Source organism: Clostridium sediminicola, assembly GCF_050402865.1.
GTDB lineage: Bacteria > Bacillota > Clostridia > Clostridiales > Clostridiaceae > Clostridium_AF > Clostridium_AF sediminicola.
Genome location: NZ_BAABMF010000001.1, coordinates 428,242 through 453,157 on the forward strand (window position 1 = coordinate 428,242; position 24,916 = coordinate 453,157).

The window sequence follows — 24,916 nt, forward strand, 5'->3', positions numbered from 1 at the left end:
TTATATTTTGTGTAGGCTCCCTACACCGATTGATATTATTCAGTTTTCAAAGAACAAATTATTTATTTAAACAATAAATTCGTCAAATCTTCATTCTCTTTCTGTGCTATCTGTGATCTGATACTTTCATCAGGTAAGTAAATTGGTACAGCCATTCTTTCTATACGATTTTTTATTCTTTCATCATGTTTTAACTCGTCTATCTTCACGTTTGATGTAAAGATAGTTACTTTTTTCTTTGTCATTCTATGATCAATTAGCGAATAAAATATTTCTTTTACCCATTCACTCTGCTTCTCAACTCCAATATCATCTAAAATCAAACACTGAACATTTGTAATGGCTTCTATAATTTGTGATTGAGTATAAGTAGTTTCTTTGTCATAGCTCTTTTTTATTTCATGGAGCAAATCTAATGTAGTTGTGAATTTCACCGCTGCTTTTTTTGTTGCTATAAGAGCATTACCTATGGAAACTGCTAATCTTGTTTTCCCTGAGCCTTTAACATAGCTATAAAAATATAATCCTTTTCCTTTTTTTTCAAAGGTTTCATAGTTAACAACAAAATTTACTGCAGCTTTCTTTGCTATTGCTGCTCTCCCTCTAGATATTTCGTTGCTATACCAATCTATCCTGAAAGACTTAAGTGTCTGTCCTTTAAATTCATAGGGTATATTTGCAAATTTAATTCGCCTCTCTTGAATCATCCTTTCTCTACACCTGCAGTATTTACCAAAAGTATCTCCTGTTTCTCCATTTGTGACTAAGCTAATTCCAGAACCGTCACATTCACCATATGGACATTTAGAAGTCGCATTCAATATCCTGAATTTCACCTGGTGGGATAAGTCCTTTTTCTTTTGCAAGTTCTTCAAGTCTAAGGGTTTCTTTATCGGGTCCTTTTGTATAGCCTTCCCCATTATTTGACTTATTGCTTCCAGTTTTCTTACCTCCTCTATTATTTCTATCCTTCAGGTATCTCTCTATTTCTTCTTCAGTTTTTACCCCATGCTCCAACCAATCCATTAAAATCTTTTCGATATATTTTAAATTTCTAGCTTCTTTTTTAACTGCTATTTTCATTGCCAGAATAATAGGTGCTGGATTTTCATTAAAGTCATTATATAAATTAGTCAAAACTTCTATTGTATAACCTTTTAAAGAAGGGCTAATATTTTCTTCATAGAATCTTATTACTTTGCTGAAATCTTCTTTATTATTTAAAGGATTATGTTTAGTAGAAGGATTAATATGTTCAGGATTTAAATCCGTACCCCCTACGGATGCATGTCCGACCCCTTCGGATTTTAATCCAACTCCCTTACTATCTCCAGGTGATGAAATAAGATCAATATATTCCTCTCCTAAAGTAAAGTATGAATAAGTTCCATATTGATTTTTTATAGTTTCGTGTTTTAAAATATTTTTCTTAGACATTTTTTTATATCTTCTATAGACAGTATCCTTTTTAAACTTCAATGTTGGATACTCTTTAATTACATTCTCGTATTTGAGCCAATAATAATAATCTTCATCTATGAATTGCTTTATCATTCTACCGCTGTCTTTAAAATCAACGAAGTATCTTAATAACAGCGCATCTACAACATCCATACCTAATGATTCCATTACTAATTGACTAAATCCATGTATTGTATATTTCATAATTCACCTTCTCTTGCAGTGCTTCATAGTTATCTTTAACCTCTTCTAATTCATTCTCAAGTCTCATGCATTTACTCTCTAGCTCTTCATATGTCCATTCATCATATAGCTCCTTAAATAAAATCTCAGCTAGTTCAAACTTTTCTTTTTCATTAACATTGATAAAAGCAACAATTACATCTTCACTGTCTAGATAATACTGTCCAAGGACAATTCCTTTTTTGTAGCGGCTCCATCCCTTCTCTGTATTAATTTCTATATCAGCATTATTATTTTCATCTTCTTCAAAGGTCTGCTCATATGTAGTAACGGCCCTAGCATATACTACAGTATCTTCAATTTTTAGCATTTTTATCACCAACTTTTATTTATTAGTTATCAATTCAAAGCCTTCGCACTAGCGAAAGGTGTCCTTTACTGTAAACAGTCAACTATCCCCTGTCATTTTGTAATATTCTTAAATCTAATGCATATAAATATAATGAGAGAGTATATGCTCCACATAGAAATAAAATTTTTTATAAAAGGCTTTTCAGCCTATTTATCAGATGTTGTACTCTTTTTTAATCCTTCTAAAATCTTTTTGCACTTCTCTGCTCCATGTTCTGCAAGTAGAGCTCTAGCTAACTGCCTAGCATAGGCTCTTTTTAGTTCCTCTGTCATTTCTCCAACAACTTCTCCGGCAATAACTGCATTTCTGCATCTAGGCACTTTGGCACTTTGGCCTCCATCATAATTGGTCTACTACATATATATGAGTTTAATTTCTATTTATTTCTGTTTTGAATGTTTCCATAACTTGTCCCTTGTCACTAATAGATAAACCAAATTCTTTTAAAAATTTATTGACAAAATATAATTGTCCTTTACCAGTTACTTTTGGTGTATTAGATATACTTATATGCCCATCTGAATGAGTTATTGATGTTTCTTTAACTTCAAATAATTTTAAATCCATACTGTATTGTGTTGGCATGTTATAATCTGTTCCTTTTCTTTTAATTAAGTACCCGTTATTTCTCATCCATACAAATAATCTTTTAGCACCTACATCTACTCCATTTTGTTTAATTAATTTTACTAAATCTCCTACTAAAATTGATGTATTTGAGACTGAAACAGCTTCTGCAAATAAAACTTTAGGTCTGTTTTTTTCGTTTTCCTTCTCTACTTCAATTCTTTTTCTTCTTTCTTTTTTAATCTGTGTGGCAACTTTTATTAATAAATCAGGATTATTAAGTAACTCTTCTGTTGCATAAATTCCATGTTCTCGGATAGAAGGTAGAACTTCATCAGTTACCCAATCTTGAAATCTTTCTGCTCTTTTGGATCTGCTCTTGAAAATAAGTTTGTAAACTCCTCTTTCTGTAAGAAAATTTTCGCCTGCATTATTTAGTTTTCGGATGTCAATACTTTTGACATCTGAATTAGTTAATTTAATTACTTGTCTATTGTTCATATTCTTCATTGCCATTCTTATAGTGCTTCCACCTAATTCTAAACATTCTCCTACGTGATAAGGATTAAATAAAACCTCTTTTTTAAACTCAAAAACTTCTACTTCTCTTTTTTCAAAAATCATCAATTTGTTTTCTATTTCCTTTACCTCCTCTTGTTCCCTAGTTTTTAATCTTTAAAATCGTAAAAACTAGTTTTACATTGCAATATGTACACCTCGTATTACACATTATTCAAAAAAAATTTGTTCTGCAGGTATGCCAAAATAATTTGCAATCTTAATGATTGTTTTTCCGCCTGGGATAACTTTACCTGTCTCAATTTCAGATAAGGCAGGCCTTGATATTCCTATAGCTATAGCTAAATCTTCTTGAGTCAATTCATTCTTAGCTCTCAAGATTTTAATAGTGTTCTTCACGCATTACATCTCCTTTCCATACTATTGTATTGCTTGTATTACGTTTTGTCAATCATGTTGTACGTTTTTTTTGAAAATAATATTCCATTTTTGTAATCTATGCATTACAATTGTTTTATGGAGGTTTTTAAATGGATAATATTCGAGATATTCTAATTAATAAAAGAAAAGAACTAGGATTGAGTTTACGTGATGCTGGAAAGTTGATAGGAATAAGTCATTCATATTTAAGTACTTTGGAAAAAGGAAAAGATCCTAGAACTGATTCCCCTATTAGTCCTACGCCAGAAACATTAAAACTTATTAGCAATGCTTATGGTATTTCTTATAATTACTTAATGAGAATTTCAGGTTACTTAGATGATATGGATGAACCTCTTTCAATAAATGAACCTATGAAGTTAACCAAAAGAGATAAAAGAGATATTGCAAAAGATTTAGAAAAAATGATGGCTGAAATTGAAAATGAAGATTCAGACACAGACTCAGAGTCAGGCATTACATTTTATGGTGAACCTCTTGATGATCTTGACAAGCAATTACTTAAAAATGCGCTAAAGCATGCGTTAGAAAATGTAAAGATTAAAAATAAGGAGAAATATACTCCAAAAAAATATAAATAAACTTAGAGGTAATATTTACCCTACCCTATAGGTTATAGTCGTTCTGATAAACTGGGGGTGTCATTTGAGTATGAGAGAAAAAATTATAAAAAAAGTTAAACAATTAATGAAAAAGTATGGTACAAATAATCCATTTGAACTTGCAGATGAATTAGGTATGGAAGTATTCACTCACCCTTTAGGAAATATAAAGGGTGTTTATAAGCTAATAAATCGTTCAAAAGTAATTATATTAAATTCTGACTTGGATGATTACGAAAGAGTCTTTGTGTGTGCTCATGAGTTAGGACATGCTATATTTCATCCCAAACTTAATAAGTATTTCATTGAACGATATACTTTATATTCAAAGGATAAGTATGAAAATCAAGCTAATTTATTCACAGCAGAGCTTCTACTAGCTGATGTAAACGAAGAGACATGTTATGGATTAACTATGGATGCGATAGCTGCTACATATAATATTGATAAAAAGTTTGTTGAACTCAAGTTCAGGAATGGATTTGAGTAAATTTTATGCTCTTTCAAGAAAATATTTACATTTTATGAATTTGTTGTGTTTTGTCGAAATATTAAAGAACGACTATTGAGCGCCCTTGAGTGCCAACCTTTATGTTTTATTTCCATTAATAATAATTAAAACCGAGATTAAATTAACACTGAGGTGATAAAATGAAGGCAGCTATTTATTCTAGAAAAAGCTTATTTACAGGAAAAGGCGAGTCAATTGAGAATCAAATTGAGCTATGCAGAAACTATGGAGATAGACTAAATATAGACGAGTATTTTATATATGAAGATGAAGGTTTTAGTGGTGGTAACACTAAAAGACCCCAGTTCCAGCAATTATTAAAAGATGCAAAGGCCAATAAATTTGATTACTTAATTTGCTATAGACTTGATAGGATCAGCAGAAATGTAGCTGATTTCTCCTCTACTCTTGAACTTTTGCAGGAGAATAACATAAGCTTTGTGTCCATTAGAGAACAGTTTGATACTAGCACACCAATGGGTAGAGCTATGGTTTACATTGCAAGTGTATTCGCTCAGCTTGAAAGAGAAACTATTGCTGAACGTGTTAAAGATAATATGCTGCAGCTTGCTAAAACTGGTCGTTGGCTTGGAGGTCAAGAACCCTTCGGCTTCAAAGCTGAAAGAATTACCTATATTGATGAAGAGTTAAAAGAAAGATCATTAATGAAGTTAACTCCTGTTAAAGATGAGCTTAAAGTTGTAAGACTTATATTTTCTAAATATCTGGAATTACAATCATTATCTCAGGTAGTTAAATATTTAAACTTAGCTAATATCAAAGGTAAAAATGGTGGAGACTGGGCTACTATACAGGTTAAAAGGTTATTATCAAATCCCCTGTATGTCAAATCAAGTCCTGATGTAGAAAATCACCTTAGAAATGCAGGTATTAACGTATTTGGAACACCTAATGGAAATGGCTATTTAACTTATAATAAAACTAAAAAAATCACTATTGAAAGAGATAAATCTGAATGGGTAGCAGCTGTAGCTAAGCACAAAGGTGTTATTTCAGCTAAAGATTGGTTAGAAATACAATTTACCCAAGATAAGAATAAATCTAAAAAACAGCCTCGTTTAGGTACAGGAAAAACAACTGCTCTTCTTACTGGGATACTTAAGTGTCAAAAATGTAGTGCTAATATGAAAATTAAGCTTGGCCATAAATCTAGAACTCATGAAGGCGTAAGATACAATTACTATGTATGCTCTGCAAAAGATACTAGTTATAAGAAAAAATGTGATAATAACAATGTCAGAGTGGATAGATTAGACAGCCTTGTAATTAGTGAACTTAAGGCTTATAGCAAAGAACTTTTGATTGATGAATTAGCATCTGCACTTACAAAAGAATCTTCAAATGCTGCTCAATCTAGCGCAATTAAAAAATTAAAAGAGAATATAGCCCAAAAGGAAATAGCTATTAATAATTTAGTAAAACAACTTTCTCTTAATAATAATAAACAAGTTGCAAAATATATTTTTTGTGAGATGGAAAACCTTAATAATGAAATAGAAGAATTGAAAAATAAACTTACTGTTGCTGAAAAAGGCAATTCTGAACATAATGAAAAGATTGATAATACTGAAATTCTTATAGAAGCTTTAAAGAAGTTCAACAATGAATATGATACCTTCACTGATATAAAACAAAAAAGAAAGCTTATTGGAACAATAGTAGAGAAGATCACCTGGAATGGTGATAATAATACATTTAAGATACACCTTTTCACAGGGGATAAAAAAAATAGTCCCCTCATAAAGATATAAAATAAAACCTAGACATAATTTATTTCACATATGTCTAGGTCTATAATTGTAATCTCAATACTTACCAAATCGACTTATTTCCTTTAGTACCTCTTTAACTAAATTTGTGATTTGTTCATATTCTGGTTTATCAATCAATCTAAAGTACAAACTTTTCAAGAAAGCATTTACATTGAATTCAATAACTAAGTCTTCTTGAAGTATAGCTGTTTTTTTTATTTTCTTGAAGCTTTCAATCCAATCTTTAATTTCCTCTGCGGGTATAATTTTTCTTTCTAATACAGCTTTAACAGCTGTAATCATACGTTCATCCTCAAAGTGAATATATCCATAATGATTTATATTCACCTTCTTGTAAATTGCATCTAATATTATTTTTAATCCCTCATACCCAATTTCTTTGCATCTAGCAAATTCATCAAGGGCATCAGCACCATGGGCAGTCCCATGTGCCCAGCCCTTATCTTCTACATAACCTCTAACATCTTTATCTTCATTATAAAATTTCAAAACAGTATTAAAAGCTTTTTGAATATCACTTTCAGATATAAATTTTTCCTTTCTGTGTCTATGAATAACACTTGCTACTATTTCAATGGAGAATGTTCTACTGAAAACTGAATCATTGATGCTACCTAATCCCTTAAGTATATGTTCTTCATCTAAAGCTATCATTAACAAATTATAAACCTCATTTGTTGATAAAACTCCATCATTTATCCACGTAAATAGATTAGAAAGTATCAATTCATCACGCAATTCACTATCAATATCCCCTATATTATTCATCATCTCTAAAGATAATTGGTATGGATTTACACCTTGAGGTACTGTATAGTCATTCTCTTTTATGCTTTTTAACAATTCTTTTAATGCTTGTTTTTCCAAATTATATCCCCTGCCTTTTTGAATCTCTGTATATTGAGGTTCTTCCGAATTTCAATAAACTAAGTAATCCTTCCAATGTTAATATCCCTATCCATTCTTTTTTTGCTATTTCCCAATGTTCTTGGTAAGTTCCCCATTGCCAAGTAGGTAATAGTTTACCCTTTTCTTCTAATTTATTTATTATATAATCTAAGTTTTGATTTATGTATTCTTCTTTTATTTCAAAATAATTTTGTGAATCAAAATTTATAAATCTTAGTGGAGTTGGCACATAATTTTTCCATTCAGGTTCATTAATATTAATTAATTGACTTACAGCTGTTTTTATGGGTTGCTCAAGCTTACTCTTGAATTCTTTATCAAGAATATTATATAAGTGGATATAACAAAATAATTCGTGTTCTGATTTAAATTCTATTCTTTCATTTAAAGACTTTATTGCAAAATTTAATAGAGAATCTATATCTAGCTTATTTATATATTGTCTATACTTATATAAATAACCTATTATTTCGGCAGTAGGGTTTCCCCAAGAGTAATCTATAACTGTCATATTTATATCATCTTTAAATTCCCACCAGGGTGCATGCGGATAATCATTCACCTCTCTTGGAACACTAAACCAACCATTTCTATCTCTATCAAATGTATTCTCCAAGTATTCAATGGCTTTAGCTATCATCACATGTGCTCTTTCATTACCATCTAATAAATTTAAGTGTCTCAAACCTATTGATGTAGCCATTGGAGATGATTCTACAAGTTTAAAATCTGGTTCTATACCACAACCAAATCCGCCATCCTTGTTCTGAAATTCTTCTAAAGTGTCTAATATCTCTTTTCCCTGTGAATTATTAAAATAGAAGTTAAATAGAGCTTTTTCCAGTGGTCTTGTTTCTTCATTCATATATTCACTTATTTTATCAAAAAGCGATTTAGTTAATACCTTCATTACCCTTCCTCCAATACAGTTCTATTATTCTATAATACAATGTTCTAAAAAGATTCTTTGAAAATACTATAATTGTATCTTCATAATCAAATGAGGAAGATAATGCTCAAGATTAAGCATATCTTCCTCATTATAAAAAATTTAAAATACAAATATTAATTTTTCTTCAAAAGTTCTAGTTTATTATACCATATAAACCTATCCCTTCATTTCTGATTATTAATATTTTTTCTTATAGCTAATTATCTTCTTTCAATTCTGGTCAATGATTAAGTATTGTATAAAAAATTACGCAGTAACATTTTCTTCAGAATCAGTATTCTTATTTGTTATATTAAATAACCATGTACCACTTGTTTCACATAAATATCCTAAAATCGCACCCAAAATTAGTGATGGTATTATAACTTTCCAATCTCCCCCAGAAGCAAAAGTTGAGAATGATCCTATAAATGTTCCTGGAATAAACTCAAATATTTTGATTTTAGCCTGTATACACATTATAAATGTTATTATAGCAGTACTAATAGCACCAATATGTGCAAACTCCACATGGTTACATGTTTGTATAATTATCATAGCTCCTAAAACACCACTTAAATTTGTAATAATAGCATTCTTAAAACCTTTCACCTTACCTCCTGCTGCAAAAAAAGCTGTGCATCCAGCAAATCCGGCCCATCCAAGCAATCCTAAAGAAGGGCTTACCGCTACCCAAATACCACACAAAATTGCAGTAGTTAAAGAAAGTGCAAATAAATTCTTCATTTTTTCACCCCTATTTTATTAGATTATACACAATCTTAGAAATCAATTTTTTTCTAACAGCTTTTGTATGTTTTTTAAATTAAAAGACACAGAATAATAAACAACTGTGCCTTTTAATTGTATTAATAGTAGTTTATATATTTTTTTGTGCGATTAAGTGAATTTAAATTTTCTATTTTGCATCTACCTTAAGTACTGTATTTAGCATTACACTTGCACCATTTGTACACTGCTCAACTGATGTGAATTCTGGCTCACAGTGGCTATGACCATCTTTTGAAGGAACGAAAACCATAGTAGTAGGCATCATTTCACATACGAACTGAGCATCATGTCCTGCTCCACTGTTAATGTACTGGTTAGAAATACCTGCTTCATCAGCACTTTCCTTAACAAACTCTACTAATTCTTTATCAAAGTATACCGTATCACGAGCCCAAGCTTTCTCATAATCAACTTTGCACTTAGCAACTTCCTTAGGCATGTTCTTAATAACATCAAGAACCTGTTCAATTACCTTAGGATCTTCATGTCTTGCATCAATTGAGAAGTCAACGAAATCAGGAATTACTGTATGCACACAAGGATGACATTTAATTTCACCAGTTGTGTAAACAAGTTCCGGATCAAGTTTATCTAATTCATTATGCAAATAAGTAAGAACCTGAGCAGCTGCATAAAGAGCATCTCGTCTATATCTCATAGGAGTAGTACCAGCATGATCTGCTTGCCCATAAGTTCTTATTCTGTAGTTAATCATACCAAGTACACAAGTAACAACACCAATATCCTTTCTTTCAGCTTCAAGGATTGGACCCTGTTCAATATGAAGTTCAAGCATGCATTTATAATCATTAGGATTTAATCTATTTTCTACTGCTCCAGCATAACGACTTGCTGCTAAAGCTTGTCCGAAAGTAGTTTCTCCATCTAATACACTCTTTGATGCAATCATTGTAGCCTTATCAAATTTTTCACATATTACACCTGATGACATCATTGCTGGTGGATATAATGAACCTTCCTCATTTGTCCAAATCATGGCTGTAACTGGATGTTTATGAGGGATTTTCTGATCTACAATAGTTTCTAAAACTTCCATAGCTGTCATAACACCTAAGATTCCATCATAGTTACCCCCATTTTTTACTGAATCAGTGTGAGATGCCATAACAATTCTTTTTGCTTTAGGATCTGAACCTGGAATAGTAGCATACATATTTGCCATATCATCAACAGTTATTTCGGCACCAATAGCTTCCATTCTCTTTCTGAATTCTTCTCTAGCCTGAACATCCTCTGGTGACAATGAGTATCGAGTAATTCCACCATGTCCTGCATCACCATAAGTTGCAAACGTTTTGATTTTATCTTCCATTCTTTTTACATCACAAAATTTCATATTCATTATTAAGTACCCCCTGTAATTTTTATATTTAATCATATTGATTTTATTATCATAACATTGTGAATATTGCGAATATTAGAACTATTAAATTATCATCTCTGATAACCAAATATAATAATTCCACATATTCTTATATATTTTACTTATATTATCATTGGAGTCCCTCTTTTAATAAACTTACCACAGCCTTTTTCTCCAATAAATTGACCATTTTCTACAATTACTTTTCCTCTAGAAATTGTAACTTCTGGATATCCTTTTAGTTTCATTCCCTCATAAGGAGTATAATCTACATTTTCATGAAGCATTTCTTTTGTTACTGTTTTTTCTATATCAGGATTAAAAATAACGATATCAGCATCGCTACCTACAGCAATAGTGCCTTTTTTAGGATACATTCCAAATATTTTAGCCGCATTAGTTGATGTAATCTGCACAAATCTTTGTAAGTCAAATCTATTTTCTACTACTCCATAAGTATGCATCAATGCCATTCTTAATTCTACACCAGGAGCTCCATTTGGAATTTTTGCAAAGAATTCTTTTCCTAATTCCTTTTGTTCCATAAAGAATGGACAATGATCAGTTGCTACTAATTGAACAGTATCCTTTGCTAATGATTTCCACATATATGGCCAATTACTTTTATCTCTTAAAGGTGGTGACATAACATATTTAGCACCATCAAATCCTGGTTCTTCATAATTATCAAGTGATAATAGTAAATATTGAGGGCATGTTTCTCCCATTATTGGATATCCTTCTTCTCTTGCACGTTGTATTTCTGAAGCAGATTCTTCACAACTATTGTGCACTATATAAAGAGGAGTCTCACATAATTTAGCTAATTTTATAGCTCTACCAACAGCTTCACCTTCCACCATAGCTGGACGAGATGCTGCATGATATTTTGGTTCTACTTTTCCTTCTGATTTTAATTTTTCTGTGAAATAATTTATAGCGTGGTAATTTTCAGCATGAACAGATATTAATCCACCATTTTCAGAAACCTTCTTTAATGTCTTCATAAGAGAATAATCTGTAACTCTTAAACCATCATAAGTCATAAATAGTTTAAAAGTAGAGTAACCTGCTTTAATTATACTAGGTATCTCTTCTAAAATATCATCATTCATATCAGTTATAGCTAAATGAAAACCATAATCTATTACAGCCTTTCCATCAGCTTTTTTTCTCCAAATCTCAGCAGCTTCCTTTAATGTTTTTCCTTTAGGCTGTACTGAAAAATCTACTATTGTTGTTGTTCCTCCACAAGCTGCTGCAATAGTTCCAGTATTAAAATCATCACTAGCCTGTGTTCCACCAAATGGCATATCCATGTGAGTATGAGGATCTATCCCTCCTGGCATCACATATTTACCCTTTGCATCAATAATTTTAGCTTCCTTATCTTCTAAATCCAATCCTATTTGTACAATTGTTTCATCTTTTATTCCTATATCGGCTTTAAATGTATCAGCTGCTGTTATGATTCTTCCTCCTTTAATAATACTGTCAAATTGTTTCACTATAAACTCTCCTTCTATAATATATTTAGGTTAGTAAAGGCAACCTATAATCCTTTATTAGCTGAAAATTTTTCTTTAAAACTTTTATACTATTATGTATGAAACTTAAAATGCATTAAGCATTGCTATTGATGATAAGTATTGCATTTACCAGTTTATAAAGCAATATGCATGCCAAATTGTAATCATTTTCATAAAAATATGGAAAAACATTTATAAATGCCCATATTTCAAGGCTTATATATTTTTTATTTTTAATATGAATTTCTAATACTTGTACAATCAGAAAAAAAAATCACTTAATGATGTGTAAATGCATCATTAAGTAATAAAAAAGTGATTGAAATATACATCAGATTAATTCAGCGTATACTCTTTTAATTTTCTCACAATAGTTGATTGGTCAATTTCAAGCGCTATAGCCATTTTTCTAGTTGTTTTATATTTTTTTTTAGCTATTAATAATAGTTGTTTTTCTAATCTTTTAACTGCTTTTTTTAGTGGTATAACATCATTTACTTCTAAATATATTTTTTCTATATCATTTTCAGGTGTAATGATATCTGCTACTTCATCTTTAGTTATAATATTTTCATTACTTGTAATTACTAATCTTTCAATTGTATTTTCAAGTTCTCGTATATTTCCAGGCCAATTATATGCTAGTAACATATTAAATGCATGCTGTGATAGTTTTTTATTACTATTATATTTATCATTATATCTTTTTAAAAAGCAATTGCTAAGCATATCAATATCTTCAATACGTTCTCTTAATGGTGGAATGTAGATAGGTAGAACATTTAATCTATAATAAAGGTCTTCACGAAAATTACCCATTTTTATTTCTTTTTTCAAATCTTTATTGGTTGCTGCGACTATCTTTGCTTTTATTTCATATGTACTTAAACCACCGATTCTACAGGCTCTCATATCTTGTAAGACATTTAATAATTTCACTTGAAGTTTCATAGGCATTTCTCCAATTTCATCAAAAAATATAATTCCATCTTCGGCTATTTCGAGCAAACCTTGCTTACCTTTTTTACTTGCGCCTGTAAAAGCACCTTCAACATATCCAAATAATTCAGATTCAAGTAGATTTTCAGGAATTGCTCCACAATTAATTGTTACAAAAGGTTTATTCTTTCGATTACCCATTTGATGAATAATATTAGCGAAAAAACTTTTTCCTGTACCAGTTTCACCTAAAAAGAGTGTTGTATTATCTAAACTAGCAGTTCTTTTTATCAAATCAAGATTTTTTTTAATTTTACCATTTACGCTAACAATGTCTTTTTTTTCTATTCTCTTTATTTGTAATGCTTCTTTTTCACTCCCTACCAATTTATCGAATTTATCAATATTAGTGATATCTTTTGAAATATTTATAATTTTAATTATTTCTTTTTTCTGGTTAAATATAGGGAAACCTGTTGCCATTAATGTCTTATTACTAGAGGTATGCTGTATCAAGATAACCTTTTTTCTTTGTTTAAGTACTTCTAATGTAATAGATTTATCAAAAACACCTTTTTGTTCTAAATTACTAGCATACTGACCTATCATTTCTTCTTCTGGTATTCCAAAACTTTCTTTACATGTTTTTCCTACTAACACAACTTTTTCATTTCTATCAATAACAGTAATTTGATCAAATGTCAATTTTTCCATTTCCTCTATTTCACTATATAAATCTTCATATTGTGTCAGTTCTTTTTTTATCATCTCATAATTATCCATATTCTCAAATTTCACCTCTTTAAAGAAATAATTTATATATATCAAGTGATCTTGGACCATAAGCTCGCTTACAAGGAACCCTATGTGTGTGTTTTTCTACTGAGCGTTCCTTGACGAACAATTGGTTCGCCTTATTGTGAGTTAAATGTGCTAATTTTATCTCATTACTTTTTGTAAATACTATCATCATTTTACTATTTTATAATCAATTGCTTATATTTTACTATAATCTATTATACTATTTTTTTTGTTTTTTTGAAATAATTCAAAACCTTTGATTTGATTATATAACTCCATTTTATTATCATCTTCAAATTTATTCTTCGACTCAAATGATAATTTTGCATACAAAAAATGATTATCGGAAATCCGACAATCATTTTTTAATTTACTTACCAAAATTCTTTTTAGCTTCATCTAATTCTTTTCTTGCTTGATCTCTAGCATCATCTAGTGCTTCCTTACTAGTTTTCACACCTTCTAAAACCTCTCCTAAAGCTTTTTGCATATTACTATGGATTGCATATCCATTTAAAACTTTTGGATCTCTAAATCCATATTCAAAACTTCTTACAGCTATCTCTTTGGTTGGCTTTTCTACCATTACTTTCTTGAAGTCTTCTGAATCAAGAGCTGAATATCTAACAGGAAGATAACCTGAATTCATTCCCCACTTAATAGTAGCTTCTTTACTCATAAAATACTTCATAAATTTCCATGCAGCTAATTTTTCTTCATCAGAATTTGTACTAAACATAGCCATATCTGTACCTGTAAATAACACAGCTTTATTTTTGTATGATGGAAGTTCTGCAGCATTCCAGTTTAACTCTGAATCTCCTATAGCAACTTCTAAATCAGGAACCTTTGACGTAGATGTAATTATCATAGCAGCTTCTTTTCTTGCGAAAGGTGCATATGCATATTTATCCTCACTAACAATCTTTAGAAAACCATCCTTAGCCATTCCTGTTACAAAATCAAATGCTTCAACACCTGCTTCTGAGTTAAATAATAATGTTGTTTCATCTTCACTTAAAAGATGTCCACCAGCTTGTTCAACCCAAAAACTAAAATCAATACCAGCTGATCTGTTTAATGCAAGACCAACAACTTCATTATTTCCATCATTATCAGCATCTACAGATAATTTTTCTGCCGCGTCTCTTAATTCATCCCAAGTAGTTGGAACTTCTACATTCTTAGCTTTTAACATATCTTCATTGTAAAATAATTCATATGCACTCTTATTACATGGGAGAGTATAGTACTTTTCATCCCAAATTCCCTTCATAAATACAGGTGGAATATCTTCCAAATCTTCTTTAGTAAAACCAATTTCAGGATCATTAATATATCCAGTAAGATCTTGTCCAAAACCATTCATTATGTACGCAGTCATTCTATTAGGGTATATCATAGTTAATTCTGGCAACTGACCAGCTTGAGCTGCACCATCTAGCTTTTGAAATAATTCTTTGTAATGACCTTGATATACTAATTTTACATTTATATCTTCATTCTCTGAATTAAAATCATCTGCTATTTCCTGAAGAGCTTCTTCATTTCCCCCTGTCATAGCATGCCAAAATTCAATTTCTAGTGGTTTTACTTCCTGAGTATTATCCTCAGATGTTGATGTTGCTTTTGTATTTGCATTACCTGAACATGCTGACATAAAAACCATCATGCAAAGTACAGCAAAAAGTGCAACAAACTTCTTTGTGCTTTTCATTTTTTTTGCCTCCGTTTTATAAAATTTATCCTTTAATCCCGCTTCTTACTGCACCGTTTATAATATGTTTACTGAGTCCAAAATACAGAATCAATATAGGTAAAATTATCATAGAAGATGCAGCCATAAGAAGATGATATAAAGTACCTGCTTCAGTAGAAAACACAGCCAGTCCTACAGGAAGTGTTCTCATTTCTGGTGTATTTGTTACCAATAAGGGCCATAAGAATTCATTCCAACTATATATCATTTTTAGAAGCACTATAGTTAAAATCGCTGGCTTGGCCAATGGAACCATAATTCTCCATAAATAATTAAAATCACTGCAACCATCAATTTTCGCAGAGTAGTAATAAGATTCAGGAATACCTAAAAAATATTGTCTCATAAGAAACACCGCGAACACACTTACCATCCAAGGAGCTATTAAAGCCAATCTTGTATTTATCCATCCAAGTTTTGCTAAGGTAACATAATTGGGTATCACAAGAACTTCACCTGGTATCATCATAGTTGCTAAAAATACTGAAAATATAATATCTCTTCCAAAAAACTTTATTCTTGAAAAAGCGAATGCTGCTAAAATAGACGTAATCAAAGTTCCAAAAGTAACAGAAATAGATACGAAAACACTGTTGCTAAAATATTTTTCAAATGGAACTCTCCTTAGAACTTCAAAGTAATTTGATATTTGGGGAGAAGATACCATTAGCTTAGGTGGCATTTCGTAAACCTGTTGACCTGTTTTTAATGAAGTACTTATCATCCAAACAAATGGAAATAAAGTAATAATCCCCCCAATTATTAAAATTATCTTTGCAAAAATACTATTTTTATAACTTGATTTAATGTATCCCTTCATATATTTGCTCCTATTCAAAACTTAATAATGTACTTTTTTCTTTCCAATATACATTTGGAAAAGGGTAATAATTAATACAATAATAAATAATACATACACAGCAGCTGCTGCAATTCCATACATATATTTATTTGCAAATTTATCATATATATAATAAACCATTGTCATACAAGAATTTAAAGGTCCTGGCATCTTATCAAATAGTATGTATACCTCATCAAAAACTTTAAAAGAACTAATCATGGTCATTATTGACACAAAAAAAATCGAGGGGGATAAAAGGGGAATAGTAATATATATAAATCTATTCCACCAACCAGCTCCATCAACAAGTGCAGAATTATTAAATTGTTGATCAATGTTCTTAAGACCACCCAATAAAATTACAATATTATAACCTAATCCCTTCCAAACACATAATATAATCAAACTTATAAGAGACCACCTTGGATCAGTCAACCACTTCACCTTGTTTACACCTAATATCCCTATGAAATAATTTAAAATCCCGAATTCTGAATGAAAAATCCATCTCCATACTGCAGATATAGCAACTGTTGAAGTAACAAAAGGAATAAAGTAAATACTTCTAAGAACCTTATTCATCAAATTGTTTTTGCTTAATAACACAGCTATTATTAAGGATAGTCCCAATGATACAGGTACTACACCTAATACAAATAACAAAGTATTTTTCAAAGCAATCCAAAACTCTTCATCATTAAAAAGATACAAATAGTTATCAAATCCTCGTTCAAATACTATATTCTTAAAATAGTTATATTTAGTATAAAAACTCATATCTAAAGTTTTCACAACCGGGTAGATATGAAAAACCATCAACACTATTGATGCAGGCAAAAGATAAAGTAAAGCTCTAATTAAATCTTTTACTCTCCCATTACTATTCACTTATTCTCACCTGCAATCCAGTTTCTTTTTCAAATAGAATTATTTTTGAATTATCAAATCCTAGTCCTACAACCATTCCAGTATTAATCTTACCTTTGCCATTGTAATAACATCTTATGAGAGTACCATCTATATATACCTGTAGTAAAAAATCTCGTCCTCTTCTTTCAATCCCAGAAACAATTCCTTTAATACCCAAGTCATTATCAATAGAAACATTTATATCTTCTGGTCTTAAACCAGCTATATACTTACCATCATCTATTCCATTAGTATTTCTATATTTAAGCATACTGAAATCATTAAAACATATTACTTCTCCTGAAATATTTACATCAAACAAATTTATCTTAGGATTTCCTAAAAATTTAGCAACAAAAATATTTGATGGATTGGCATACATCTCTTCAACCGTTCCGTACTGCTGAAGCCTCCCACTTTTCATTAAAACAATCTTATCTGATATACTTACAGCCTCTTCTTGATCATGGGTAACAAACAAAGTTGTAATACCTAAAGTTTTTTGAATTCTTCTTATCTCATGTCTTAAATCGACCCTTAGATTTGCATCTAAGTTTGATAAAGGTTCATCAAGTAATAAAATATCAGGCTCCTTTACTAAAGCTCTTGCAATTGCAACTCTCTGCTTTTGACCCCCAGAAAGTTGATTAGGTTTTCTATCCAATAAATCATCTACTTTGACTAATTTTGCTATAGCCATAACTTTCTCATCAATAATATTTTTCTTCATTTTTCTCATTTTCAAAGGAAATCCAATGTTTTTCTTTACAGTCATATGGGGGTATAAACCATAATCTTGAAATACCATTCCTATTCCCCTCTTATCAGCAGAAATTCCATTTACAACTTTTCCACGAAATAATACTTTTCCACTACTAACTCTATACAATCCAGCTATGGCAAATAATGTAGTACTCTTCCCACAACCACTAGGTCCAAGAATACTAACAAGCTCGCCCTCAGGGATACTCAAGTTCAAATTATCTACAGCCTTTACTTCCTTGAAATCAACAGAAAGATTAATAAGCTCTATATGCATATTATTCATCCTTCCCATTTAGTAAATTGAAGATTTCATCCTCAAACTTCTTAAGCTCACTTCTATCATATTCAATCATAGGAATATCAATATTATTCTTTTTAAAAATCGCTTCAATAACATCAATAAAAACGCCCTTACCAGGAACTCTATCAACATCAGAAATCGTCTTAATTATATCTTTCTTATTCCCTAACTCTCCACCCCAAAGTTTACTACTGCATGTGTTATTAACACCACAAGAAGGACTTCCAGATATGCCTACCAAACATACTACTTCATCTCCAACCATAATATGGTTTTTTATCATATTAAGTGTTACATCAAAAATCTTTTCACAGGTATCTCGGTAATAGGGATTATCGAATTGTTCTACAGTATGTCCCCAACGTTTTAACCCATAACAATATGTTTCTGGACAAGGAAGCTGTATAATACCTACCTTTTCTTCCATAAATCTATAAATTAAATTTCCCACACTATCATATTCCTTAGAAATATCAGATCTAACCTTTGACAATTCATTAAAAACACAGTGAGATAATACGATTATCCTATTATTCTTCATAATTTTCCACCTAAAATATATATTTTTTCCTTATAAACAAATTATTATAAGTATAATTAATTTGTAGTAATATTACCAATAGTTTTTTTTTATAACTATACTTTCACTTATAAAAAAAAATTATAAGTAACTTCAATAGTACCCGGGAAACTGCTTAGAAAATAAGCAATTAGATTTATTTACTCAGATGATGTATGAAAATTGTATTGATCCAGATGCTAGAGTTGCACACAAGACTAGAGGAAATCAGAAAAAAGGGTATAAAAATCATATTATAGTAGATGAAGAAAGTGAAATAATTCTTGCTTCAACTCAAACACCTTTTAACGTAGATGATGAAAAAGAACTTAGTAATGTAGTGGAAAAAATTGAAGAAAATTTTGATTTAAAGCCTGATGAAATATCAGCAGATAAAGTATATGGAACTATAGAAAATAGAGCATACTTAATAGATGTATAACTAATGACTTTGTTCCATCAATGGACTATATCCATCTTGCTGGACACATAAAAAGGTATGTATAATATAACTGAAAGGAAGTGTTCAGCAATGGCAAATAGGAGAATTTTCACTGCAGATTATAAGAAAGAAATAATAAGATTAATTACTGAACAAGGTAAAAGAGTTTCAGATGTAGCAAAAGATATAGGAGTAACCGATGTAACTATAAGACGATGGATAAAGCAGTATTGAGAGCATGGTGAGGATGCTTTCCCACCCAAAAGAAAATTAAGACCTGAAGATGAAGAACTGCGAAAGTTAAGAAAGCAGTTCGCTGATATTCAGGTGGAAAATGAAATCTAAAAAAAAGCTATGGCCATCTTCACAAGACCCGAGAAATAAGATATAAATTTATAAAGAAACACAGCTCCGATTTTCGCGTGGAGAAGATGTGCAATATTTTAGAAGTTTCAAGGAGCGCATATTATAAGTGAATAAAAAATCCTATTACTGAAAAGAAAAAGCAAGATGAGCTTCTTCTTATAGAAATAAAAAGAGTCCATAAAGAATCTCGTGAACCCTATGGAGTTAGGCGTATTACAGCCCAGCTAAATAGAGATGGAATAGAATGTGGAAGAAATAGAGTTCAACGATTAATGCAAGAAAATAGTATTTATTGTCATTCTAAAAGAAAATTTAAAGCAACAACTTATTCCAATCACAAATATCCAGTAGCTCCTAATCTATTAGAACAGAATTTTGTAGCCACAAAACCACATCAAATTGGGTTTGGAGATATAACTTATATTCCTACGGATGAAGGGTAGCTATACTTGGCTGCCATAGAAGATTTATATACTAGAAAAATAGTTGGATGGTCTCTTGGAACATCGTTATCTCGACATTTGGTTATTGATGCACTAAACCAAGCTGTAAACAAAGAAAACTATGGTGATGGATTGATTTTTCATTCAGACCGTGGAGTGCAATATGCTTCATATAATTTTAGAGATAGATTAAAAGAGTAACGTTTCTATGTGTCTAATCAGGCTAGAACAGTCCACTTCAATCTGTTTTGTTTTTGTGGACATCTTCTTTTCCATTATACCGTCCTTTCAAATAGTAATTACAATACTGTCTATCTATTATTGTGAATATTTTATCCTCTTAATGTTGGAATCATTCTACTTGGTTTCAATATCAAATCAAAAGCATCTTCAATTTTGTTACATACAATGTCTGCTTTCATTAAAGATTTTGCAGAACATCCTTCTACTCCGATTACTATAATTGATATGCTGCAAGCTTCAAACATTTGTCCATCATTAAACCCATTTCCAATACATATGCAATTTTCTACTCCAAGTTTTTCTACAATTTCTCTTTTATTTTTTGCAGCATTTGAGTTATCAAATATCTGTATTTTAATAGGCATATTAGCACATTGATTTCTTGCAGTACCATTGGTATCAGCAGTTACTAAATGTACTCTTATTCCTTTTCTATTAATAGCCTCTATTTTCTCTTTTACAGAAGGGATAACTTTACCATCACAAGCTATAGTTCCATTATAGTCTAATAAAAGATTTTTAATTTTTATGATTCCTCTTCCTGGTATATTAATTTCCATTATAAATATCTCCTTTTCTCTAGTCTATACATCCATGCCATTAGTCATAGGCGTTTCTTTGGTATGCATTTGTTCACTTTTACACTCGTATCGATTTCCATCTAATTTTTCAATTATAGATTCAAGAATTATACTAGGTATCCAATTAGGCTTTTCCTCATGCAACCCACATCAGAGTTACCTCCGATTCAGTTTCGGATGGGAATATCTCTACTACTATGGCATTAGAATAAAGTCCGCACTAACATTTCAAGATGAAGCCGCTTCTTGTCGCACGTATATTATTAGCCTAATGGGTATATGGATAATGGGCAGTTAATAAATATAGATATTTATCTATATCCAGCATACAAATAATGTCACAATTTTAGAAAAATATGTATTAAACCATATCATTAACAATATCAAGTGGTAGAGTAGTTTTATTTTTTAAGTCACTAATTATCTTTCTTATTAATGTATGGGTTCTTAATTTACTATCACTTAATTCAGCAATTTCATCAATTGATAACCATTTTACATTAATTATCTCATTATTATCATATTTTAAGCTTCCACCAACAACTTCTCCGGTATAACAAAACATTATAACTTGGTCATTATTAACACTTATGAAATTATATACTCCTAATAAGCCAGATACTGAAATTTTATATCCTGTTTCTTCTTCAACTTCTCTGATTGCAGCATTAAGTAATTTTTCATTGTTTTCCAATCTCCCTGATGGAAAGTTCCATAATTCTTTTATTACACCTTTACCTTGTTGAACCATTAGAATTCTATTATAATTATCTAAAACCACACAACCTGCTATTATAGTCAACTCTATCCCTCCATTAAATATTTTATGTTTCAAGACTATACATTTTTAACATGAGATAATTCGTTATATATTACATTGACGACACTTTTTAATAAAGTCTTTATATACTTTAACTTTTTATTATTAGCCAAAGGTGAATGTCCGATTATTAGCCAAATGGGTATATGTATAATTAGAAGTTATTTATTAGATTTTCTAATACACAAAAATGATGTAGCTTCTGTTTTTATTGGTACATTTACCCAGGGTCAGGTACCATAATGAACGAAGGCTTGCTTTCTATAATTCCTTTATTTTGTAATTTATGTATTTTGAATCTATGTTATATTTAAATATTTCAGGTAAACAAATAAAATTATGTGAAACTGATGCTTTTATAAAAAATATATATTCTTTATCATTTGGTTTTAAAATTATCTCACCTTCATTTACATCATCAGCTTTGTATCTTAATCTGATTTTTTTTTCCTCTTCAAAACATAAATCTAAATCAACTTTAATATATGGTAATTCTAACGTATTCTTTTCTTCATAATATTCATTTTGTATACTATAACTTGAAAAGACCTTATGTAAAATAATATTTTGAGTTGCATTTACAAATAGTTCTGCTATTTCAATAGCCTCTCTTGTATTTTATACATTAAATATCTTCCATTTTAGCATTAAAAATTCTTCCACTAGACAAGCTAATTTATGCGTTCTAACCATTCTTTTGTTTCTTTCATTCTATAAGAAGTTCCATTCATATTTATCATATAAGATTTATAAGTCAACCTATCGGTTATTGCAGCAGTCATTATTGGATCTATGAATACCTCCCCCCGTCTGTCGAAAGACAAATTAGTAGTTACTATTGTAGATTTTCTTCCAGTTCTGAGTGAGAGATTTGTGAATAACAATTCTGCACCTTCCTTATCGGAAGAAATATAGCCAAGCTCATCTAAAATAACCAAATCATATTTCTCAAATTTATTTTCATATGCCCTAAGGGTACGAGATGATCTACATTCTTTAAGTTGATTTATAAACAATGGAACAGTAGTATATAAAACTTTATACCCCTCAAGGCAAGCGTTGATGCCTAAGCCTATTGCTATATGTGTTTTACCTGTTCCTGGATTCCCAGCTAATATTACATTTTGACCATCTTCTATAAACTGTAGTGTGGATAACATTTTAATCTTCTTTTGGGCATCATCTGGTAAATCACTAACAACTAAATCATCAAGATATTTCTTATATGGAAATTTGGCAATTCTTATCCTGTTCTTTTTACCATTTTCCACTCTTCTATCATACTCACTTTGGAGTAAATTCAATAAAAATGATTCATAACTTAATTCACATGTATTAGCTTCATTTATTGCATCTTCAATTTTGCTTTTTAATCCTGATAATTTTAAGAAGTTAGCATATTCTTCTATAGTTTTCATGTTATCTTTTTCAACACCTAACTTCATTTGAGCTGATGCCTCCTTTAGAGTTAATAAGCAATTCTGAATAAGACTTTAAAATATTTTGAGAATATATAACTATCTCCGAATTATCATCAATCTTTGCTACTATATCAGGCTCCTCTCGGTTACATATAAATTTTATTTTTTCTAAAGTTATATCATTAGGATTTATTGACAATAATATATCTATAGCATCTTCTACTTCTTTTAGGGATTTATTTTTAACAAGATGTATTAGATCAATAAACTCCTTAGGCTTATTACTAAAATACTTCATATAAATTTCATACAAAGTAGAGTTCATTTGCATGACAGCTACGCTGTTTGCAAGAGCTCCTGGTTTTCTTGATAAAGTTTTTAAATAATGTTCTATATTGAAACTCCATTCATTATAACCATGTTTTTTTGTATGTACTGCAATTCTCTCATTATTGTAGTAGCATATAATTTTATTTGAATATATTTTAGTTCTTATAAGACAACTGACATAAGAGTCTGGTACTGAATAATGACAAGAATCAACTATAATGGTTGAATACTTATCAACTCTTAAGTCTCTTGTTTCTGCTGTCTCAAATTTAGGCATTTGCGGCAGCAGATATTCTTTTTCTTCTTCAAGAAGTTGTGCTGCTGTTATACCTTTGTTTGAATATTTTAAAGCTGTATTTAACTCTTCACAAATCATTTCAAGATAAGCGTTAGCTTCTTCTAAACTTTCAAATTGATCTTTATGAGAAAAAGCTTTTCTTCTAACTACGTCAACACTTTTCTCAACATGACCTTTTTCATTACCAGAACGAATATTACAGAACCTAAATTTAAACTTATAATAAAGCGATAGCTTTAATAAACCTTCAGTAGGCTCTTTCACATTTCTACCCACAAATCGCTTGATAGCTACTCTCATATTGTCATAAACTAATGTCTGATAAACTCCATTTATTTTGTCAAAGAATAATGCATGAGCTTCTTGAAAGCTATTAGTGTTTTGTTTAGGAAATAATATTGCATATCTATAATTGCCGTAGGCAGAGGTGAAAACAGCCATTTGAAATGTTTTTAAACTTCCACTGATATACAATTTAACGGTTCCCCAATCAAACTCACATACATCACCTTTGTTGTATACTTGCTTTATATAAGCCTCTCGGCCTTTTCTACTAAGTGAATTTATTGTTCTTTGCACTGTCGAATAAGAAATACTATATCCTTCACTTATCAATGCATCATATATGTCAATTTTTCTTTTCTGCTGTTTTCTCATCCCCTTAGCAATTTTCTCTTTGTTTTCATCTAAAAAATATTCAATTCTATCTTTAATTTCATCAGTCAAAACTCTCTTTTTTCTTCCACTTGATGTGTATTTTGGTGCTTCAACTATATCGGTTATAAGATCTACTTTCTTTATATTATCTTCATCTTTTAACACTGATAGTTCTTTTAATTTCTGCTCATATAACCTTGTGTACCTTCGTATTGTTTCTCTAGCTATTCCAGTTTCTCTAAATATTTCTCTTTGTGACTTTCCTTCTCTATAAAACTTTAAAATAATTTGTTGTTTTTGATTCAAGGTAATCATCTCCATCAACTCCTTCAATGTAACTTTCCCATTGAAGGTTAATTTTTATTCTTGGTGGAAGACTTTTTAATGATTCCCTTGGTATAGTT

General features: G+C 30.4%; 26 protein-coding genes and 1 pseudogene. 5 read left to right on the top strand and 22 right to left on the bottom strand.

Annotated elements, in window-relative coordinates; all coding sequences use genetic code 11:
• Positions 1–62 precede the first annotated feature (62 nt).
• From ACQ3F0_RS02060 to ACQ3F0_RS02085, 6 genes are all read right to left on the bottom strand, one after another.
• Positions 63–821, bottom strand: a complete 759-nt coding sequence (locus ACQ3F0_RS02060; RefSeq protein ID WP_428863363.1) for an ATP-binding protein — start codon at positions 819–821, stop codon at positions 63–65.
• A complete protein-coding gene (locus tag ACQ3F0_RS02065; protein ID WP_428863364.1) occupies positions 805–1,665 on the bottom strand; it encodes a DnaD domain-containing protein in 861 nt (286 codons plus the stop codon). Before ACQ3F0_RS02065 ends, ACQ3F0_RS02060 begins: the two co-directional genes overlap by 17 nt.
• Positions 1,640–2,014 carry a hypothetical protein gene (locus tag ACQ3F0_RS02070; RefSeq protein WP_428863365.1) on the bottom strand — a complete coding sequence of 125 codons (375 nt, stop codon included), beginning with the start codon at positions 2,012–2,014 and terminating at the stop codon, positions 1,640–1,642. Before ACQ3F0_RS02070 ends, ACQ3F0_RS02065 begins: the two co-directional genes overlap by 26 nt.
• Positions 2,015–2,202: 188 nt before the next feature.
• Positions 2,203–2,376, bottom strand: coding sequence for a hypothetical protein (locus tag ACQ3F0_RS02075; protein WP_428863366.1), 174 nt, complete (start codon positions 2,374–2,376; stop codon positions 2,203–2,205).
• A gap of 49 nt (positions 2,377–2,425) precedes the next feature.
• Complete coding sequence (locus tag ACQ3F0_RS02080) at positions 2,426–3,247, bottom strand: phage antirepressor (RefSeq protein ID WP_428863367.1); 822 nt, start codon at positions 3,245–3,247, stop codon at positions 2,426–2,428.
• 105 nt (positions 3,248–3,352) lie between these two features.
• Positions 3,353–3,541 carry a helix-turn-helix transcriptional regulator gene (locus ACQ3F0_RS02085; RefSeq protein WP_428863368.1) on the bottom strand — a complete coding sequence of 63 codons (189 nt, stop codon included), beginning with the start codon at positions 3,539–3,541 and terminating at the stop codon, positions 3,353–3,355.
• A 131-nt stretch (positions 3,542–3,672) separates the two neighbouring features.
• On the opposite strand from ACQ3F0_RS02085, the gene ACQ3F0_RS02090 reads away from it, so the two are divergent.
• The 3 genes from ACQ3F0_RS02090 to ACQ3F0_RS02100 all read left to right on the top strand — a co-directional run bounded on the left by ACQ3F0_RS02090 (position 3,673) and on the right by ACQ3F0_RS02100 (position 6,468).
• On the top strand, positions 3,673–4,164 hold the full coding sequence (locus tag ACQ3F0_RS02090) for a helix-turn-helix domain-containing protein (protein WP_428863369.1): 492 nt from the start codon (positions 3,673–3,675) through the stop codon (positions 4,162–4,164).
• A 70-nt stretch (positions 4,165–4,234) separates the two neighbouring features.
• The gene (locus ACQ3F0_RS02095) at positions 4,235–4,675 is read left to right on the top strand and encodes an ImmA/IrrE family metallo-endopeptidase (protein ID WP_428863717.1); all 441 of its coding nucleotides are present in this window, start codon (positions 4,235–4,237) and stop codon (positions 4,673–4,675) included.
• Positions 4,676–4,836: 161 nt separating this feature from the next.
• On the top strand, positions 4,837–6,468 hold the full coding sequence (locus ACQ3F0_RS02100; protein WP_428863370.1) for a recombinase family protein: 1,632 nt from the start codon (positions 4,837–4,839) through the stop codon (positions 6,466–6,468).
• A gap of 54 nt (positions 6,469–6,522) precedes the next feature.
• Here ACQ3F0_RS02100 and ACQ3F0_RS02105 read toward each other — a convergent pair whose 3' ends face one another.
• The 11 genes from ACQ3F0_RS02105 to ACQ3F0_RS02155 all read right to left on the bottom strand — a co-directional run bounded on the left by ACQ3F0_RS02105 (position 6,523) and on the right by ACQ3F0_RS02155 (position 18,893).
• Positions 6,523–7,356 (bottom strand): DUF2785 domain-containing protein, encoded by an 834-nt coding sequence (locus ACQ3F0_RS02105; RefSeq protein ID WP_428863371.1) that lies wholly within the window; start codon positions 7,354–7,356, stop codon positions 6,523–6,525.
• A gap of 1 nt (position 7,357) precedes the next feature.
• Entirely contained in the window at positions 7,358–8,308 is a 951-nt protein-coding gene (locus tag ACQ3F0_RS02110; protein ID WP_428863372.1) for a prenyltransferase/squalene oxidase repeat-containing protein, read from the bottom strand.
• Between the two features lie 288 nt (positions 8,309–8,596).
• Positions 8,597–9,076, bottom strand: a complete 480-nt coding sequence (locus ACQ3F0_RS02115) for a DUF1097 domain-containing protein (protein ID WP_428863373.1) — start codon at positions 9,074–9,076, stop codon at positions 8,597–8,599.
• Positions 9,077–9,248: 172 nt separating this feature from the next.
• Positions 9,249–10,478 carry a Zn-dependent hydrolase gene (locus tag ACQ3F0_RS02120; RefSeq protein ID WP_428863718.1) on the bottom strand — a complete coding sequence of 410 codons (1,230 nt, stop codon included), beginning with the start codon at positions 10,476–10,478 and terminating at the stop codon, positions 9,249–9,251.
• A 149-nt stretch (positions 10,479–10,627) separates the two neighbouring features.
• Positions 10,628–12,013: a dihydropyrimidinase gene (hydA, locus tag ACQ3F0_RS02125; RefSeq protein WP_428863374.1), complete on the bottom strand. Its 1,386-nt coding sequence runs from the start codon at positions 12,011–12,013 to the stop codon at positions 10,628–10,630.
• A gap of 357 nt (positions 12,014–12,370) precedes the next feature.
• Positions 12,371–13,756 carry a sigma-54 interaction domain-containing protein gene (locus ACQ3F0_RS02130; RefSeq protein ID WP_428863375.1) on the bottom strand — a complete coding sequence of 462 codons (1,386 nt, stop codon included), beginning with the start codon at positions 13,754–13,756 and terminating at the stop codon, positions 12,371–12,373.
• A 388-nt stretch (positions 13,757–14,144) separates the two neighbouring features.
• The gene (locus ACQ3F0_RS02135) at positions 14,145–15,491 is read right to left on the bottom strand and encodes an ABC transporter substrate-binding protein (RefSeq protein ID WP_428863376.1); all 1,347 of its coding nucleotides are present in this window, start codon (positions 15,489–15,491) and stop codon (positions 14,145–14,147) included.
• Positions 15,492–15,516: 25 nt separating this feature from the next.
• A complete protein-coding gene (locus tag ACQ3F0_RS02140; protein ID WP_428863377.1) occupies positions 15,517–16,353 on the bottom strand; it encodes a carbohydrate ABC transporter permease in 837 nt (278 codons plus the stop codon).
• 21 nt (positions 16,354–16,374) lie between these two features.
• Positions 16,375–17,265, bottom strand: a complete 891-nt coding sequence (locus ACQ3F0_RS02145; protein ID WP_428863378.1) for a carbohydrate ABC transporter permease — start codon at positions 17,263–17,265, stop codon at positions 16,375–16,377.
• Positions 17,258–18,325, bottom strand: coding sequence for an ABC transporter ATP-binding protein (locus ACQ3F0_RS02150; RefSeq protein WP_428863379.1), 1,068 nt, complete (start codon positions 18,323–18,325; stop codon positions 17,258–17,260). Before ACQ3F0_RS02150 ends, ACQ3F0_RS02145 begins: the two co-directional genes overlap by 8 nt.
• A gap of 1 nt (position 18,326) precedes the next feature.
• A complete protein-coding gene (locus ACQ3F0_RS02155; RefSeq protein WP_428863380.1) occupies positions 18,327–18,893 on the bottom strand; it encodes a CD3072 family TudS-related putative desulfidase in 567 nt (188 codons plus the stop codon).
• Positions 18,894–19,080: 187 nt separating this feature from the next.
• Here ACQ3F0_RS02155 and ACQ3F0_RS02160 point away from each other — a divergent pair, with 187 nt between their 5' ends.
• Together ACQ3F0_RS02160 and ACQ3F0_RS02165 are read left to right on the top strand one after the other, a co-directional pair.
• Positions 19,081–19,353, top strand: coding sequence for a transposase (locus ACQ3F0_RS02160; RefSeq protein WP_428863381.1), 273 nt, complete (start codon positions 19,081–19,083; stop codon positions 19,351–19,353).
• A gap of 90 nt (positions 19,354–19,443) precedes the next feature.
• Positions 19,444–20,357 (top strand): annotated as a pseudogene (locus ACQ3F0_RS02165) (IS3 family transposase); the annotation flags it as partial.
• A 137-nt stretch (positions 20,358–20,494) separates the two neighbouring features.
• Here the strand turns inward: ACQ3F0_RS02165 and ACQ3F0_RS02170 are convergent.
• The 5 genes from ACQ3F0_RS02170 to istA form a co-directional block, all read right to left on the bottom strand.
• The gene (locus ACQ3F0_RS02170) at positions 20,495–20,965 is read right to left on the bottom strand and encodes an HAD family hydrolase (RefSeq protein ID WP_428863382.1); all 471 of its coding nucleotides are present in this window, start codon (positions 20,963–20,965) and stop codon (positions 20,495–20,497) included.
• Positions 20,966–20,989: 24 nt separating this feature from the next.
• The gene (locus ACQ3F0_RS02175; protein ID WP_428863383.1) at positions 20,990–21,130 is read right to left on the bottom strand and encodes a hypothetical protein; all 141 of its coding nucleotides are present in this window, start codon (positions 21,128–21,130) and stop codon (positions 20,990–20,992) included.
• Positions 21,131–21,347: 217 nt separating this feature from the next.
• Positions 21,348–21,788, bottom strand: a complete 441-nt coding sequence (locus ACQ3F0_RS02180; RefSeq protein WP_428863384.1) for an NUDIX hydrolase — start codon at positions 21,786–21,788, stop codon at positions 21,348–21,350.
• A 689-nt stretch (positions 21,789–22,477) separates the two neighbouring features.
• Positions 22,478–23,251 carry an IS21-like element helper ATPase IstB gene (gene istB / locus ACQ3F0_RS02185; RefSeq protein ID WP_428863385.1) on the bottom strand — a complete coding sequence of 258 codons (774 nt, stop codon included), beginning with the start codon at positions 23,249–23,251 and terminating at the stop codon, positions 22,478–22,480.
• Positions 23,235–24,827 carry an IS21 family transposase gene (gene istA / locus ACQ3F0_RS02190; protein ID WP_428863386.1) on the bottom strand — a complete coding sequence of 531 codons (1,593 nt, stop codon included), beginning with the start codon at positions 24,825–24,827 and terminating at the stop codon, positions 23,235–23,237. Before istA ends, istB begins: the two co-directional genes overlap by 17 nt.
• Positions 24,828–24,916: the final 89 nt, after the last annotated feature.